The sequence below is a fragment of the Burkholderia territorii genome (assembly GCF_902833055.1).
Taxonomy (GTDB): domain Bacteria; phylum Pseudomonadota; class Gammaproteobacteria; order Burkholderiales; family Burkholderiaceae; genus Burkholderia; species Burkholderia territorii.
Genome location: NZ_CADFEJ010000018.1, coordinates 113,262 through 128,689, shown reverse-complemented (window position 1 = coordinate 128,689; position 15,428 = coordinate 113,262). Strand labels below are relative to the sequence as shown.

The following is a 15,428-nucleotide window of genomic DNA, read 5'->3' as shown; positions in this document are numbered from 1 at the left end:
CGATAGCGCAGTCGCGGGTGGATGCAATCGCGAATTTCTCGTAGCGATGCACGGATCGACGATGCAAATGAAAAAGCCTGCACAAGGCGGGCTTTTTCATTTTTTGGCGGAGCGGACGGGACTCGAACCCGCGACCCCCGGCGTGACAGGCCGGTATTCTAACCGACTGAACTACCGCTCCAGTCTTGCTTCTTGCCTGGCAGGCGTCGGTTACTTCCTGCCGGCGCATCGTTTGTTCGAACGACGCCGAAATCTGGCGTCCCCTAGGGGATTCGAACCCCTGTACTCACCGTGAAAGGGTGATGTCCTAGGCCTCTAGACGAAGGGGACAACGTACTGCTTACATCCTTAATACAAAAGCCCGCTCAAAAACGTCTTGAACGGGCTTCGTTCTGGCGGAGCGGACGGGACTCGAACCCGCGACCCCCGGCGTGACAGGCCGGTATTCTAACCGACTGAACTACCGCTCCAACTTTCTGCACCGTTACCTGCAGGACGTCGGTTACGTTCCTGCAAGCCTCGCGACACTTCAACTACGAAACGCCGCTGAATCTGGCGTCCCCTAGGGGATTCGAACCCCTGTACTCACCGTGAAAGGGTGATGTCCTAGGCCTCTAGACGAAGGGGACATAATCTTTTCAGATCTGTCTGACTTTCGCTATTCACTCATCGTCAACAGCGAAGGCCGAAATTCTAACTGCTTTAAATCATTTTGTGAAGCATTTATTACTACCACCACTGCTTCGCAAATCAATCCATTCTGCTCTGATGGTGGAGGTAAGCGGGATCGAACCGCTGACCTCTTGCATGCCATGCAAGCGCTCTCCCAGCTGAGCTATACCCCCTTGCAGAACAGAAATGAGATTATATGGACCGAATTTGAACTTGTAAATACCCTTTTTGCGATTCGAGCGAATTTTTTTGCGAAGCCGCCGTGACGTCACGTGCGGCGGCTTCGCTCTCGCCTTCGCCTCAGGCCAGCGCACCCTCGATACGCGACACCACGACGTCGCGACCGAACAGCACGAGCACCGCATCGATCGACGGCGTATGCGTCGTGCCCGCCACCAGCAGGCGCACCGGCATCGCGAGCTGCGGCATCTTCAGCTTGTGCGCGCCGAGCGTTGCCTTCAACGCGGCGGACACCGCCTCCTTCGTCCAGTCGGCCGCTTTCAGCGCGGCGACGAGATCGGCCAGCGCCGGGCGCACTGCGTCGGTCACATGCTGCGCAAGCGCGTCGGCGTCCGGCGCCGGCACGCGGTAGAACATCGCGGCACCTTCGGCGATCTCCTTGACCGTCGTCGCGCGATCCTTCATCAGGCCGACCACCGCGTCGAGCGCGGGCCCCGTCGCGATCGCCGCGTCGTCGATGCCCAGCGCGTCGAGGAACGGTTTCGCCAGCGCGGCGAGGCGCGCGTTGTCCGCTTCCTTGATGTAATGGGCGTTCAGCCAGCTCAGCTTGCTGTGATCGTATTGCGCGGGCGACTTGCCGAGATGCTCGAGGTCGAACCATTCGACGAACTGCTCGCGCGAGAAGATTTCCGCGTCGCCGTGCGACCAGCCGAGACGCGCGAGGTAGTTGACGACGGCCTCCGGCAGGAAGCCGGCATCGCGATACGCCATCACGCTCATCGCGCCATGCCGCTTGCTCATCTTCTCGCCCTGCTCGTTCAGCACGGTCGGCAGATGCGCATAGACGGGCGGCTCGCCGCCGAGCGCGCGCAGGATGTTGATCTGGCGCGGCGTGTTGTTCACGTGGTCGTCGCCACGGATCACGTGCGTGATGTTCATGTCCATGTCGTCCACGACCACGCAGAAGTTGTAGATCGGCGTGCCGTCCGGACGCGCGATCACGAGATCGTCGAGCTCCTCGTTCGAGATTTCGACACGCCCCTTCACCGCGTCGTCCCACACGACCGTGCCGGTCAGCGGGTTGCGGAACCGCAGCACGGGCTTCACGCCGGCCGGCGGCTCGGGCAGCACCTTGCCCGGCTCCGGACGCCACGTGCCGTCGTAACGCGGCTTGAGGCCGGCGGCGCGCTGGCGCTCGCGCAGCGCGTCGAGTTCCTCGGCGGACATGTAGCACGGGTACGCAAGGCCTTGCTCGAGCATCTGCGCGAGCACCTCGCGATAGCGGTCCATCCGCTGCATCTGGTAGATCGGGCCTTCGTCGAAATCCAGGCCGAGCCACTGCATCCCCTCGAGAATCGCATCGACGGCTTCCTGCGACGAGCGTTCGACGTCGGTATCCTCGATACGCAGCACGAACGTGCCTTTCATCTTGCGCGCGAACGCCCACGGATAGAGCGCGGAGCGGATGTTGCCGAGGTGGATGAAGCCGGTGGGACTCGGCGCGAAGCGGGTACGGACAGGACGGGTCATAAACGGTAACTCGAACGCCTGGGGCGCATGAATGATTCGACGCGGGATCGACGGCGACAGCCCGGACAACAACGGGGCCGGCCGCGCCCGGAACGGGAAAGAAGCCGGAATTATACTCGCGCCGGTCTTCGCGCCAAGCGCGCCGCTTGCTTTATGATGTGCGCGCCGCGGCCGCCAGCCGGCGCCGCGCCGGCCGCCGGTTTGTGCCGCACGGCCGCTCGGAACCTATCGCCGCCGCGGGCCGCCGGGCCCGCCGCCAAGCCGCCGGAGAACCACTCGATGTCGTCCCCTCGCCTGTCGCGCCGCCACTTCACGATCGCCTGCGCATCCGCCAGCCTCGCCGCCTGCACGTCGTTCGGCGACAAGTCCCGCCCCGACAACGCCGCGAATTCCGCGCAGTCGCGCGAGAAGCCCGTGAAGATCGGCATCGCGCTCGGCGGCGGCGCCGCCCGCGGCTTCTCGCACATCGGCGTGCTGAAGGCGCTGGAGGCGCGCGGCATCCCGATCGAGATCGTCGCCGGCACGAGCGCGGGCTCGGTGGTCGGGGCACTGTACGCGTCGGGAATGAACGGGCTGCAGATCAACAAGATCGCGCTCGACATGGATCAGGCCGCGATCAGCGACTGGGCGCTGCCGTTCCGCTCGCGCGGGCTGCTGCAAGGCATCGCGCTGCAGAACTTCCTGAACAAGACGCTGAACAACCGGCCGATCGAAAAGATGGCGAAGCCGCTCGGTGTCGTCGCCACCGACCTGCAGAACGGCCAGCCGATCCTGTTCCAGCAGGGCAATACGGGGCTTGCCGTGCGCGCGTCGTGCAGCGTGCCGTCGGTGTTCGAGCCCGTGAAGATCGGCAACCGCGAATATGTCGACGGCGGCCTCGTGAGCCCGGTGCCCGCGTCGTTCGCGCGCAAGATGGGCGCGAACTTCGTGATCGCGGTCGACATCTCGTCGCGACCGGACGGCGCGGCGACCAACAATCCGATCGAGATGCTGCTGCAGACTTTCACGATCATGGGTCAGACGATCAAGACCTACGAGCTCGACAAATACGCGGACGTCGTGATCCGCCCGAATCTCGCCGCGATGGGCGGGAGCGACTTCAACCAGCGCAACGCGGCCATCCTCGCGGGCGAGGAAGCGGTCGCGCGCATCATGCCCGAGCTGCAGCGCAAGCTTGCCGCAGCACGCGGGACAGCAGCGGCATAAGCGGACGCATCGCGGCCCCGCGCGTAGCGGGCCGCCCGCGATGGCGGCGCGCCAACCGGCCGCGCCCGGGAGCTCAAAAGCAAAAAACCCTGCCGCCTTTCGGTGACAGGGTTTTCGTGATCCGGCCGATTGCCGGCGAGCGTCAGTTGCTGCCGTTCGACGCGTCGTCGCCGATCGTCGCGCGCACGCGCTGGCGCAGATCGTCCGCCTTCATCGGGAACGTCGATTCGATCCGGCGCGCACCGGTGAAACGCTTTTCCCAGTAGCCGCTGTCGAGATCGTCAACGCGAACCGTGCTGCCCGTCGACGGCGAATGCACGAACTTGTTGTCGCCGATGTAGATGCCGACGTGCGAGAACGTGCGGCGCATCGTGTTGAAGAACACGAGGTCGCCCGGCTTCAGGTTGCTCATGCTGACCTTCTCGCCGACGCGGCTCATCTCTTCCGCGCGGCGCGGCAGCGACATGCCGAGCGTGTCCTGGAACACGTAGCGCACGAAGCCGCTGCAGTCGAGGCCGGAATCCGGCGAGTTGCCGCCCCAGCGATAACGCACGCCGATCATGTTCAGCGCGCCGACGACCACGTCGCCTGCCTTGCCGGCCATGCCGGCGAGGAACGACTTCGCGCCGCCGCTCGACGGCTGCGCGCTGGCCTGCTGGACGGAAGAAGTCGACCCGATTTGAGTCGAATTCGTGACATTCTGGTTAAAACTGCTGACTTCGTCGGCGAACGCGCCGGGAGCTGCTGCGAACAGGGCGCCGATGAACAGCCCGGCGAGGGTACGCGCGCATGCCTGGGTCAGGGATCGATGCTGCATTGGTCGATGGAATGTGCTTAAAAATCAGCTGATTGGCGGAAAATTTCGGTCGATACTAGCCAGCGCGTAATCGTTTGTCAAAACAAATTAAAAAATACAATCGAGATAGTCATACCATTGGACGCCTATCACGCTTTCCAGACCGCTTTCAACAGCTTTTGTGTGTAAGGATGTGACGGGTTCGTGAAGATATCGGCCACGTCCCCGGACTCGACGATGGCCCCGCCCTGCATCACCGCCACCCGATGCGCCATCGCGCCGATCACCTCCAGATCGTGGCTGATGAATACATACCCGAGGTTGTATTTCTGTTGCAAATTCGCGAGCAGCTTCAGCACCTGCTGCTGAATCGACACGTCGAGCGCGGAAGTCGGTTCGTCGAGGATGAGGATGCGCGGCTCCAGCACGAGCGCGCGTGCAATCGCGATCCGCTGGCGCTGTCCGCCCGAGAATTCGTGCGGATAGCGATGCAGCACGGTGCGGTCGAGGCCGACTTCGCGCAGCACGGCCAGCGACTTCGCGCGGCGCGCGTCCGGCGTCAGCTCCGGGCGATGCAGCTCGAGCCCCTCGCCGACGATCCGCTCGATCGTGTGACGCGGCGACAGCGAGCTGAATGGATCCTGAAAGACGACCTGCATGTTCGAGCGCAGCGCTGTCTGTTCGCGGCCGCGGTAGGTCGACAGCGGCCGTCCCTGGAATTCGATCTCGCCGTGCGCCGTCTTTTGCAGCCCGAGCAGCGCCATCGCGAGCGTCGACTTCCCCGAGCCGGATTCGCCGACGATTCCGAGCGTCTCGCCCTGCCGAACCGACACGGACACGTCCGCGACCGCCGTCACGGGCGTCGTGCCGAACCAGCCCGCGAAGCCCGGCCGCTTGCGCGCGAACTGCACGCTGACGTGCCGCGCATCGAGCACGACGGGCGCGATTGGCAGCACCGGCGCGACCGTGCGCTGCGGCCGGCTGTTCAGCAGCCGCCGCGTATACGGATGCTCCGGCTCCGCGAAGATCCGCTCGACCGGCCCGCTTTCGACCAGCTTGCCGCGCTCCATGACCGCGACCCGCTCGGCGAAGTGCCGCACGAGATTCAGGTCATGCGTGATCAGCAGGATCGCCATCCCGCGCTTTTGGGCCTCCTCGCGCTGCAGCTCGAGCAGCAGGTCGACGATCTGCGCGCGGATCGTCACGTCGAGCGCGGTCGTCGGCTCGTCGGCGAGCAGGAGACGCGGCCGGCATGCAAGCGCCATCGCGATCATCGCGCGCTGCCGCTGGCCGCCCGACAACTGGTGCGGGTAGCTGTCGACGCGCTTCTCCGGCTCGGCGATGCCGGTGCGCGCAAGCAGCGCGACTGCGCGCTTGCGCGCCTCGCCCGCCGTCACGCCGTCGTGCAGCACGATCGTCTCGCCGATCTGCGCGCCGATCGTGTACAGCGGGTTGAGCGCCGTCATCGGCTCCTGGAAGATCATCGCGATGTCCGAGCCGCGCAGCCCGCGCATCTCGCGCTCGCTCTTGCCGGCGAGATCGTGCCCGGCGAAGCGGATCGTGCCGCTCACGTCGGCGTCGCGCAGCAGCCGCAGGATCGACAGCGCGGTCACGCTCTTGCCCGAACCCGATTCGCCGACGAGCGCGACGCGCTCGCCGCGACCGATCGCGAGCGTCACGTCGTCGACGGCCACCGTGTCGCCAAAGCGCACGTGCAGGTGCTCGAGCGACAGCAGCGGTTCGCCCGGCGGCGGGGATGCGCAAGTCGTGCTCATCGCTGCCCTCCCGCCGCACGCACGGAATCGGCGATCCGCGTGTCGAGCGCGTTGCGCAGCGCGTCGCCCATGAACGTCAGCAGCAGCAGCGTCGCGACCAGCACGCCGAACGTCGACAGCGAGATCCACCACGCGTCGAGATTGCCCTTGCCCTGCGCGAGCAGCTCGCCGAGGCTCGGCGTCGGCGGCGGCACGCCAAGGCCGAGGAAGTCGAGGCTCGTGAGCGCGAGGATCGCACCGCTCATCCGGAACGGCAGGAACGTGATCACGGGCGTCATGCTGTTCGGCAGCACGTGGCGCCAGATGATCTGCCAGTTCGTGAGTCCCATCGCGCGCGCCGCGCGCACGTAGTCCTGCGTGCGGTTGCGCAGGAATTCGGCGCGCACGTAATCGGCCAGGCCGATCCAGCCGAACAGCGACAGCAGCACGATCAACAGCAGGAAGCTCGGCTCGAAGATCGACGCGAAGATGATCAGCAGGTACAGCTCCGGCAGCGAACTCCAGATCTCGATCAGCCGCTGCCCGACGATGTCGATGCGCCCGCCGAAGAAGCCCTGCACCGCGCCCGCGGCGATCCCGAGCAGCGTGCCGATCGCGGTCAGGATCAGCCCGAACTCGACCGATACGCGGAACCCGTACACGAGCCGCGCGAGCAGGTCGCGCCCCTGGGCGTCGGTGCCGAGCAAGTTCGCACGCGACGGCGGCGCCGGGTTCGGCACGTTCGAGAAGTAGTTCAGCGTGTCGTAGTAATAGCGGTTCGGCGGATAGACGACGAAGTTGCCCGGCGCCTCGAGCCGCTTGCGCACGTATGGATCGAGATAGTCGGCCGGTGTCGGGAAGTCGCCGCCGAAGGTGGTCTCCGGATACGCGTGGAACATCGGGAAATAGGTCTGGCCGTCGTAGCGCACGACGAGCGGCTTGTCGTTCGACCATAGCGGCGCCGCGACGCTCGCGGCGAATGCGACGACGAAGATCACGAAGCTCCAGTAGCCGAGGCGCTGCTGGCGAAAGCGCTGCCACACGCGGCGCGCGGGCGACGGCGACACGCGTGCGCGCGCCGCGTCGATGCGGGACGACACGACGGCCCGGTTCATCGCGCACCTCGCCCGGCGAGCGCGGACAGGCGGACGGGCGCGCCGGCAAGCGGCGTGCTGGCGGACGGTTTCATGTCAGCGCTCCAGATTGTCGAATTGAATGCGCGGGTCGACCCACACGTAGCAGAGGTCGGAGATCAGCTTGGTCGCGAGCCCGATCAGCGTGAACAGGTACAGCGTGCCGAGCACGACCGGATAGTCGCGCCGCACGACCGACTCGTATGACAGCAGCCCGAGGCCGTCGAGCGAGAACAGCGTCTCGATCAGCAGGCTGCCCGTGAAGAATGCGCCGATGAACGCGGCCGGAAACCCGACGATCAGCGGCAGCATCGCGTTGCGGAACACGTGCTTCCACAGCACCGTGCGCTCGGCGAGCCCTTTCGCGCGCGCGGTCAGCACGTACTGCTTGCGGATCTCGTCGAGGAACGCGTTCTTCGTGAGCATCGTGACGACCGCGAAGCTGCCGACGACCGACGCCGTGATCGGCAGCGCGATGTGCCACAGATAGTCGAGCACCTTGCCGGCGAGCGACAGCTGGGCGAAGTTGTCCGACGTGAGCCCGCGCAGCGGGAACAATTGCCAGAACGAGCCGCCGCCGAACAGCACGAGCAGCAGCACGCCGAGCACGAAGCCCGGAATCGCATAGCCGACCAGCACGACGAGGCTCGTCGCGACATCGAACGGCGAGCCGTTGCGCACGGCCTTCGCGATGCCGAGCGGCACGGAGATCAGATAGGTGACGAAGAACGTCCACAATCCGATGCTGATCGATACCGGCAACTTCTGCACGATCAGCGACCACACGCTCTGATGGCGGAAGTAGCTGTCACCGAGATCGAAGCGGGCGAAGCGCTTGAGCATCAGCCAGTAACGCTCGAGCGGCGGCTTGTCGAAACCGTACAGCGCCTTGAGCTGCGCGAGCTGCTGCGCGTCGACGCCCGTATGCGCGCGCATCCCGAACGGCGTCGCGCCCTGCTCGGTTGCGCCCTTGCGCAGTTCCTGCACGGCCTGCTCGACCGGGCCGCCGGGCACGAACTGGATCACCGCGAACGTGAGCGTGAGCACGCCGACGAGCGTCGGGATCATCAGCAGCACGCGTTTGAGGATGTAGCTCCACATAGGGCGTAGACTCGCGATCGATAGGCTGGATTGAACGAAGGGCCGGCAGGCTTCAGTGATCGGGCTTGGCCCACCAGGTCGACACGACCCAGCCCTCGGCCGAATAGTACAGCGGCAGCGTCTGCGGATAGCCGAGCGTGCGCTTGTACGCGATCCGGTGCGTCGTGCTGTACCACTGCGGAACCGCGTAGTAGCCGTGCATCAGCACGCGATCGAGCGCGTGCGTCGCGTCGAGCAGGTCCTCGCGCGTCTGCGCGGTGCCGAGTGCATGCAGCAGCGTGTCGACGGCCGGCGACTTCAGGCCGATGATGTTGTCGGAACCGGGCTCGTCGGCGAACTTGCTGGCGTAGCGCGAGAACTGCTCGGCGCCCGGCACCTGCACGCCCGGCAGGCGTACCGTCGTCATGTCGTAGTCGAACGCGTCGAGCCGCTTCTGCAGCAGCGCGAAATCGGCCGTGCGATAACGCGCGTCGATGCCGAGCTTCGCGAGATTGCGCAGGTAGGCGGTCACGACGCCTTCCATCGCCGCGCCCGAATCGTCGAGAATCTCGAACGTGAACGGCTCGCCCTGTGCATTGCGCAACGCGCCGTCGCGATAGGTCCAGCCGGCCTGCGCGAGCAGCGCGCGCGCCTTCAGCAGGTTCGCGCGCAGCGAGCCCGGCGGGTTCGTGTTCGGCTGCGTGACCATCGGCCCGAACACGGCCGGGTCGAGCTGCGCGCGCAACGGCTCCAGCAGTTTCAGCTCGCCCGGGCCCGGTGTGCCGGTTGCCTGCAGGTCGGTATCGGCGAAATAGCTGTCGAGACGCGTGTACGCGCTATAGAACAACTGGCGGTTCAGCCATTCGAAGTCGAACGCGAGATCGAGCGCCTGACGCACGCGCACGTCGCGAAACTGTGGGCGGCGCAGGTTCATGAAGAAACCCTGCATGCCCGCGCCGTTGTGCTGGCGGAATTCGCGCTTGACGAGCTCGCCGCTGTCGAACCGCTTGCCGACGTCGCGCCGCGTCCAGTTGCGCGCGATGTATTCAACCAGCACGTCGTACTCGCCGGCCTTGAACGCCTCGAGCCGCGCGACGCCGTCGCCGTACAGCTTGTAGACGATCCGCTCGAAGTTGTCGGTGCCGATGCGCACCGGCAGATCGGCGCCCCAGTATGCAGGATTGCGCCGATACGTGATGGTGCGGCCGTTGTCGTAGTGCTCGATCAGGTACGGGCCGCTGCCGATCGGCTGCTCGAACGCGAGCTGGTCGAAGGGAATGCGCGAACCGTCCGCGCGCAGCCCCCACTTGCGCGAAAACACCGGCACGCCGCCGGCGATCAGCGGCAGCTCGCGGTTCGCGCTGCGGAATTCGAAGCGCACGGTCGCGGAGTCGACCACCACGGCCTTCGCGATTTCGGCGAAATACGCGCCGAACTGCGGTGCGGCGAGCTTGCTCTTGAGCGTGTCGAACGAGAACCGGACATCTTCTGCGGTGACCGGATCGCCGTTCGAGAAGCGCGCGCGCGGATTCAGGTGAAACGTGACCGAGCGGCGGTCCGGTGCGACGGCGATGTCGTCGGCGAGCAGCCCGTACGCGGAAGCCGGTTCGTCCATGCTGCCGGTCGCGAGGCTCTCGAACAGCATGTCGATGCCCGGCGCGGGATTGCCGCGCATGGTGAACGGATTGAACTTGTCAAATGACGTCAGCCGGTTCGGGTTCGCGAGCACGAGCGTGCCGCCCTTCGGCGCGTCCGGGTTCACGTAGTCGAAATGTTTGAAGCCCGGCGGATATTTCGGCTCGCCGTACTGCGCGATCGCATGGGCCGCATGCGCGGCCGTCGCGGCGAGGATCGCCTGTATTGCCCATGCTGCCGCCGTGCGGCCGGCGGCCCGTACCGCACGCGCGATGGCGGCCCGGGGCGAACCCTTCGTCATAGAGGCCCTGTCGGTCGATTGAGGGATGGAACGTGGGTCGATTCTACCCATTCAATTCGACGTCGAGCCAGCCCGCAGCGCGTCGTGCGTGGCGCCGGCGCATCGCGACCGCCGGGCACGGCCCGCGCGGGCAAAAGAAAACCGCCCGGCGGGCGGTCTTCATCTCATGCGCGCACGCGGCATGCGTGCGCCGCATGTCGGTCAACGCCAGCCGTTGTGGCGGCCGTTGTCCCAGTGACCGTGATCGCGGTCGCCCCAGCCGCGACCGTGATGGCGATACCACTCGTCGCGGCCCCAGTAGCGGCGGCCGTCCCAGTAACGATCGCCGTGCCAGCCGATCACGATCGCCGGGGCCGGCGCGTAGACGGGCGCCGGTGCATACACGGGCGCCGGCTGGTAGACGACCGGCGGAGGCGGCGGCGCATACACGGGCGCGGGCGCGACGTAGACCGGAGCCGGCACGCCGACGTTGATCCCGACATTGACTCCCGCCATTGCTGCGCCCGACACGAGCAAGGCCGTCATACCGGTCAAGAGCGAGGCAACACGCAAAGTCTTCATGGATTCCTCTTCGAGTTGTTTCATGTGTGATTCGACTATAGCGACAAGCGCCGTCGCCGCATATTTCAAGTTTGTAAGAACTGATGCGCGGCATCGCCACGGGACGCACCCGCTAACGTCTTGTAACAATTGGCCTCCGGGCGGCGTTCCTGCGCCGGTCGCGGGATCGTTCCGCCCTTCCTGAAACATCCTCTATCCTGGCCCGCGCCCGGCGTTAAGCGGCGCCACGCATACTGCGCGAGCCGATGCGGGATCGCGCCACGCTTCGGGACCTCGCTGACAGGCCGGCGCCCCGCGCCGGCGGAGACCTCGCCGATGCTGAAACTCGTCCGACTCGCGCTCGGGCGCGCCTATACGTTCGTGCATGTGCTGAAGACCGACGCAAGCCTGAGCGCGAGCACGCACTGAAGAACCACCCTCACCGCGCGGCCGAAACGAAAAAAGGCGGCACTGGTGTGCCGCCTTTGCTGCATGACTGCGCATGGAGATCGTCCGCTGCGCCGCGATGCCGGTCAGCGCGACATCATGTTCATGCTGACGTTGTGCATCACCCACAGCGTGCCGACGATCAGGATCGCCGCGGTCAGCACGGTGTAGCTGAACGCCATCACGTTCCAGCGCTGGCCGGACGAACCGTTCATGTGCAGGAAGTACACGAGGTGCACGACGATCTGCACGAACGCGAGCACGGCCAGCGCGATCAGCGATGCGTGCGGCGACAGCACGCCGCCCATCACGAGGCCGAACGACGCTGCCGTGAGCAGCACCGACAGGATGAAGCCGGCAACATAGCCGCCGACGCTGCCGTGCCCTTCTTCGAGTTGAGACGAATGCGAATGAGCCATTTAGATCACGCTCGCGAGATAGACAAAGGAAAACACGCAGATCCACACGATGTCGAGGAAGTGCCAGAAGAGGCTCAGGCACGTCAGGCGTCGCAGGTCGCGATCGGTCAGGTCGCCGCCGCGCAATACGATCTGCCCGGCGAGCACGATCATCCACACGAGGCCGGCCGTCACGTGCAGCCCGTGCGTGCCGACCAGCGTGAAGAACGCCGACAGGAACGCGCTGCGTTGCGGGCCCGCGCCTTGCGCGATCAGGTGCGAGAACTCGCGCAGTTCCATCGCGAGGAACGCCGCGCCGAGCACGAACGTCACCGCGAGCCACGCGAGCAGCGCGCCGCGCCGTTGCTTGTACGCGGCCAGCATCGCGAAGCCGTAGGTGATGCTCGACAGCAGCAGCGCGGCGGTTTCGACCGCGACGCCCGGAATGTCGAACAGGTCCTTCGCGGTCGGACCGCCCGCGTACTGGTTGCCGAGCACCGCGAACGTCGCGAACAGCGCCGCGAAGATCACGCAGTCGGTCATCAGGTACAGCCAGAAGCCGAACACCGAGTGCGACGGCGGATGGTCGTCGTGCTCGAGCAAGGTTGCGCTCAAGGTTTTCTGCAACATCAGTTGGCCTCCAGTTCCACGTCGTCGACACGCGTGGCCACGCGCGCCGCCGGTTGCTTCTCTTCGATCCTGCGCACCTTCGACGCCGGGATGTAGTAGCCGTCGTTGTCACGCGAGCTGTAGACCACGAGCGTCGCGACGATGCCGACCAGCCCGCCGATCGCCATCCACCAGATGTGCCACACGAGCGCGAAGCCCAGCACCAGGCTGAAGACCGCGACCACGAGGCCCGCGCACGTGTTCGACGGCATGTGGATATCGCGGATCGTCGCCGGGTTCGGCCGGCCGTCGCCGCGTGCCTTCATGTCGGCATACGCGTCGAGCGTGCGCACTTGCGGGATCACCGCGAAGTTGTACTCGGCGGGCGGCGACGAGGTCGCCCATTCGAGCGTGCGGCCGCCCCACGGATCGCCCGTGGTGTCGCGATATGCCGGCAGGTTGCGGTTGCGGATGCTGACGACCAGTTGCAGCAGCTGGCACACGATGCCGATCGCGATCAGCACGGCGCCGAATGCGGCCACGAGCAGCCACGGATGCCACGCCGGATTGTCGTAGTGGTTCAGTCGCCGCGTCATGCCCATGAAGCCGAGCACGTAGAGCGGCACGAACGCGACGTAGAAGCCGACCTGCCAGAACCAGAACGCGGCCTTGCCGAGTTTCTCGTTCAGCTTGAAGCCGAACGCCTTCGGGAACCAGTAGTTGAAGCCCGCGAGATAGCCGAACAGCACGCCGCCGATGATCACGTTGTGGAAGTGCGCGATCAGGAACAGGCTGTTGTGCAGCACGAAGTCCGCGCCGGGAATCGCCATCATCACGCCGGTCATGCCGCCGAGCGTGAACGTGACCATGAAGCCGATCGTCCACAGCACGGGCGTCGTGAATTCGATCCGGCCGCGATACATCGTAAACAGCCAGTTGAACACCTTCACGCCGGTCGGAATCGCGATGATCATCGTCATGATCCCGAAGAACGCATTCACATTCGCACCGGAACCCATCGTGAAGAAGTGATGCAGCCACACGAGGAACGACAGCACCATGATCGCGCAGGTTGCGTACACCATCGTCTTGTAGCCGAACAGCGGCTTCTTCGAGAACGTCGCGATGACTTCCGAGAAGATGCCGAACGCCGGCAGGATCAGGATGTACACCTCGGGATGGCCCCACGCCCAGATCAGGTTCAGGTACAACATCGCGTTGCCGCCCGCCTCGTTCGTGAAGAAGTGCATGCCGAGGTAACGGTCGAGGCCGAGCAGCGCGAGCGTCGCGGTCAGGATCGGGAACGACGCCATGATCAGCACGTTCGTGCAGAGCGCCGTCCACGTGAACACCGGCATCTTCATCAGCGTCATGCCGGGCGCGCGCATCTTGATGATCGTCACGAAGAAGTTCACACCGGTCAGCAGCGTGCCGACCCCCGAGATCTGCAGCGCCCACAGGTAGTAGTCGACCCCTACCCCCGGACTGAACTGCAGCTCCGACAGCGGCGGGTACGCGAGCCAGCCCGTCTGCGCGAACTCGCCGATCACGAGCGACACGTTGATCAGGATCGCGCTGACTGCCGTCATCCAGAACGACAGCGAGTTGATGAACGGAAACGCGACGTCGCGCGCGCCGATCTGCAGCGGCACGACGAGGTTCATCAGGCCGACCATGAACACCATCGCCATGAAGAAGATCATGATCACGCCGTGCGCGGTGAAGATCTGGTCATAGTGGTGAGGCGGCAGGTAGCCGGGCGCGTTGTACGCGAGCGCGAGCTGCATGCGCATCATGATCGCGTCGGCGAAGCCGCGCAGCAGCATGATCAGCGCGACGATGATGTACATCACGCCGAGTTTCTTGTGGTCGACCGTCGTCAGCCATTCCGTCCACAGCCACTTCCAGCGGCCGGTGATCGTCAGCGCGGCGAGGATGCCCAGCACGACCAGTCCCATGAAGGCACCGGCCCCCATGATGATGGGCTGATCGAACGGGATCGCCGATAGTGTGAGTTTGCCGAACATGCGTTACCCCTTCGTGCCGCAGGCGGCGTCCTTCAGGTCGAGGACGTGGCCATCGTTGTATTTCGCGATGATGTTGTGGAAGAGCCGCGGATCGACCGACGAGAAGTAACGCACGGGCGCCTTCTCGCTCGGCTGCGCGACGGTGCCGTACACGGTCGCGTCGAGCCGGTCGGGCGAGGCCTTCACCTTCTGCACCCACGCGTCGAACTGCTCGCGCGGCTCGGCGAGCGTGCGGAACTTCATGTCGGAGAAGCCGCGACCGCTGAAGTTGGCGGAGGTACCCGCGTAGTCGCCGGCTTCGTCCGCGATCAGGTGCAGGCGCGTCTGCATGCCGGCCATCGCGTACACCTGGCCGCCGAGCTGCGGAATGAAGAACGAGTTCATCACCGAATCCGACGTGATGCGGAAGTTCACCGGCGTGCCGACCGGAATCGCGAGCTGGTTCACCGATGCGATGCCGAGCTCCGGATAGATGAACAGCCACTTCCAGTCGAGCGCGACGACCTCGACGTCGATCGGCTTCACCGACGACTCGAGCGGCTTGTACGGATCGAGCTCGTGCGTGGTTTTCCACGTGAGCACGCCGAGAAACAGGATGATCAGCGTCGGCACCGTCCAGATCACGACTTCGATCGCGGTCGAGTGCGACCAGTTCGGCGCGTAGGCGGCGTTGCGGTTCGACGCGCGGTAGCGCCACGCGAACCAGAGCGTGAGCAGGATCACCGGCACGACGACGATCAGCATCGCCCACGTCGACGTTGCGATCAGCGCCTTTTCAGCGGCGCCGACGCTTCCTTTCGGATTTAGTACATCTAAATTACAGCCTGACAGGCTCAGCGCCGCGCCGATCGATATCAGCGCCGTCCAGCCTCTTGAAGCTTTTCTTTTCATCACACAGCCCGAGGGTCATTGAATCCGTTGCGTATGCCCGATGCGCATTCGATCCACGAAAGTGGCCGAATCATACGTCGCGCGGGCGCGACGAAAAACCGGCGGATGCGGCAAATCATCATTGCAAAATCTGCTGTGAGACAGATTGTCGCGGGGCAATTTCACGCAGCCGGAGGGCGAGCGCGAGCGGGCCGGACGCCGTCCGCGCCCGTCCTCCGAATGGATGTGT

The 15,428-nt window shown here is 65.2% G+C and carries 12 protein-coding genes and 5 tRNA genes; 1 reads left to right on the top strand and 16 read right to left on the bottom strand.

The features are described 5' to 3' along the window. Positions 1 to 104 precede the first annotated feature (104 nt). From HW466_RS25230 to gltX, 6 genes are all read right to left on the bottom strand, one after another. Positions 105 to 181: transfer RNA gene (locus tag HW466_RS25230), tRNA-Asp, on the bottom strand. Positions 182 to 254: 73 nt separating this feature from the next. Then, positions 255 to 330, bottom strand: a tRNA-Glu gene (locus HW466_RS25225). Between the two features lie 63 nt (positions 331 to 393). Beyond that, a tRNA-Asp gene (locus tag HW466_RS25220) sits at positions 394 to 470 on the bottom strand. Between the two features lie 83 nt (positions 471 to 553). Next, positions 554 to 629 (bottom strand) — tRNA-Glu (locus HW466_RS25215). A 140-nt stretch (positions 630 to 769) separates the two neighbouring features. Next, positions 770 to 845, bottom strand: a tRNA-Ala gene (locus tag HW466_RS25210). Between the two features lie 127 nt (positions 846 to 972). Continuing rightward, entirely contained in the window at positions 973 to 2,382 is a 1,410-nt protein-coding gene (gltX, locus tag HW466_RS25205; protein ID WP_059450398.1) for a glutamate--tRNA ligase, read from the bottom strand. A gap of 279 nt (positions 2,383 to 2,661) precedes the next feature. Here gltX and HW466_RS25200 point away from each other — a divergent pair, with 279 nt between their 5' ends. After that, positions 2,662 to 3,588, top strand: coding sequence for a patatin-like phospholipase family protein (locus tag HW466_RS25200; RefSeq protein WP_059450399.1), 927 nt, complete (start codon positions 2,662 to 2,664; stop codon positions 3,586 to 3,588). A 142-nt stretch (positions 3,589 to 3,730) separates the two neighbouring features. On the opposite strand, the gene HW466_RS25195 is transcribed toward HW466_RS25200, so the two are convergent. From HW466_RS25195 to cyoA, 10 genes are all read right to left on the bottom strand, one after another. After that, on the bottom strand, positions 3,731 to 4,405 hold the full coding sequence (locus tag HW466_RS25195) for a C40 family peptidase (RefSeq protein ID WP_059450400.1): 675 nt from the start codon (positions 4,403 to 4,405) through the stop codon (positions 3,731 to 3,733). A gap of 128 nt (positions 4,406 to 4,533) precedes the next feature. Continuing rightward, a complete protein-coding gene (locus HW466_RS25190; protein ID WP_151006273.1) occupies positions 4,534 to 6,159 on the bottom strand; it encodes an ABC transporter ATP-binding protein in 1,626 nt (541 codons plus the stop codon). Continuing rightward, positions 6,156 to 7,253: an ABC transporter permease gene (locus HW466_RS25185; protein WP_059503323.1), complete on the bottom strand. Its 1,098-nt coding sequence runs from the start codon at positions 7,251 to 7,253 to the stop codon at positions 6,156 to 6,158. The genes HW466_RS25190 and HW466_RS25185 overlap by 4 nt, the downstream gene beginning before the upstream one ends. Before the next feature lie 75 nt (positions 7,254 to 7,328). Next, positions 7,329 to 8,372 carry a microcin C ABC transporter permease YejB gene (locus tag HW466_RS25180; protein ID WP_059503325.1) on the bottom strand — a complete coding sequence of 348 codons (1,044 nt, stop codon included), beginning with the start codon at positions 8,370 to 8,372 and terminating at the stop codon, positions 7,329 to 7,331. Between the two features lie 52 nt (positions 8,373 to 8,424). After that, positions 8,425 to 10,287, bottom strand: a complete 1,863-nt coding sequence (locus HW466_RS25175; RefSeq protein WP_151004685.1) for an extracellular solute-binding protein — start codon at positions 10,285 to 10,287, stop codon at positions 8,425 to 8,427. 201 nt (positions 10,288 to 10,488) lie between these two features. Next, entirely contained in the window at positions 10,489 to 10,848 is a 360-nt protein-coding gene (locus tag HW466_RS25170) for a hypothetical protein (protein ID WP_059450472.1), read from the bottom strand. Positions 10,849 to 11,360: 512 nt separating this feature from the next. After that, positions 11,361 to 11,693 (bottom strand): cytochrome o ubiquinol oxidase subunit IV, encoded by a 333-nt coding sequence (gene cyoD / locus HW466_RS25165; protein WP_011352504.1) that lies wholly within the window; start codon positions 11,691 to 11,693, stop codon positions 11,361 to 11,363. Continuing rightward, positions 11,694 to 12,302 (bottom strand): cytochrome o ubiquinol oxidase subunit III, encoded by a 609-nt coding sequence (gene cyoC, locus HW466_RS25160; RefSeq protein ID WP_059450406.1) that lies wholly within the window; start codon positions 12,300 to 12,302, stop codon positions 11,694 to 11,696. Then, positions 12,302 to 14,308 carry a cytochrome o ubiquinol oxidase subunit I gene (gene cyoB, locus HW466_RS25155; RefSeq protein WP_151004683.1) on the bottom strand — a complete coding sequence of 669 codons (2,007 nt, stop codon included), beginning with the start codon at positions 14,306 to 14,308 and terminating at the stop codon, positions 12,302 to 12,304. The genes cyoC and cyoB overlap by 1 nt, the downstream gene beginning before the upstream one ends. 3 nt (positions 14,309 to 14,311) lie before the next feature. Beyond that, positions 14,312 to 15,199 carry a ubiquinol oxidase subunit II gene (gene cyoA / locus HW466_RS25150; protein WP_059450408.1) on the bottom strand — a complete coding sequence of 296 codons (888 nt, stop codon included), beginning with the start codon at positions 15,197 to 15,199 and terminating at the stop codon, positions 14,312 to 14,314. Between the last annotated feature and the right edge of the window lie 229 nt (positions 15,200 to 15,428).

What these genes read in the sequence shown, in the direction of transcription:
- gltX (WP_059450398.1), bottom strand. Translation starts at nt 2,382, where the DNA reads ATGACCCGTCCTGTCCGTACCCGCTTCGCGCCGAGTCCCACCGGCTTC.
- HW466_RS25200 (WP_059450399.1), top strand. Translation starts at nt 2,662, where the DNA reads ATGTCGTCCCCTCGCCTGTCGCGCCGCCACTTCACGATCGCCTGCGCA.
- HW466_RS25195 (WP_059450400.1), bottom strand. Translation starts at nt 4,405, where the DNA reads ATGCAGCATCGATCCCTGACCCAGGCATGCGCGCGTACCCTCGCCGGG.
- HW466_RS25190 (WP_151006273.1), bottom strand. Translation starts at nt 6,159, where the DNA reads ATGAGCACGACTTGCGCATCCCCGCCGCCGGGCGAACCGCTGCTGTCG.
- HW466_RS25185 (WP_059503323.1), bottom strand. Translation starts at nt 7,253, where the DNA reads ATGAACCGGGCCGTCGTGTCGTCCCGCATCGACGCGGCGCGCGCACGC.
- HW466_RS25180 (WP_059503325.1), bottom strand. Translation starts at nt 8,372, where the DNA reads ATGTGGAGCTACATCCTCAAACGCGTGCTGCTGATGATCCCGACGCTC.
- HW466_RS25175 (WP_151004685.1), bottom strand. Translation starts at nt 10,287, where the DNA reads ATGACGAAGGGTTCGCCCCGGGCCGCCATCGCGCGTGCGGTACGGGCC.
- HW466_RS25170 (WP_059450472.1), bottom strand. Translation starts at nt 10,848, where the DNA reads ATGAAGACTTTGCGTGTTGCCTCGCTCTTGACCGGTATGACGGCCTTG.
- cyoD (WP_011352504.1), bottom strand. Translation starts at nt 11,693, where the DNA reads ATGGCTCATTCGCATTCGTCTCAACTCGAAGAAGGGCACGGCAGCGTC.
- cyoC (WP_059450406.1), bottom strand. Translation starts at nt 12,302, where the DNA reads ATGTTGCAGAAAACCTTGAGCGCAACCTTGCTCGAGCACGACGACCAT.
- cyoB (WP_151004683.1), bottom strand. Translation starts at nt 14,308, where the DNA reads ATGTTCGGCAAACTCACACTATCGGCGATCCCGTTCGATCAGCCCATC.
- cyoA (WP_059450408.1), bottom strand. Translation starts at nt 15,199, where the DNA reads ATGAAAAGAAAAGCTTCAAGAGGCTGGACGGCGCTGATATCGATCGGC.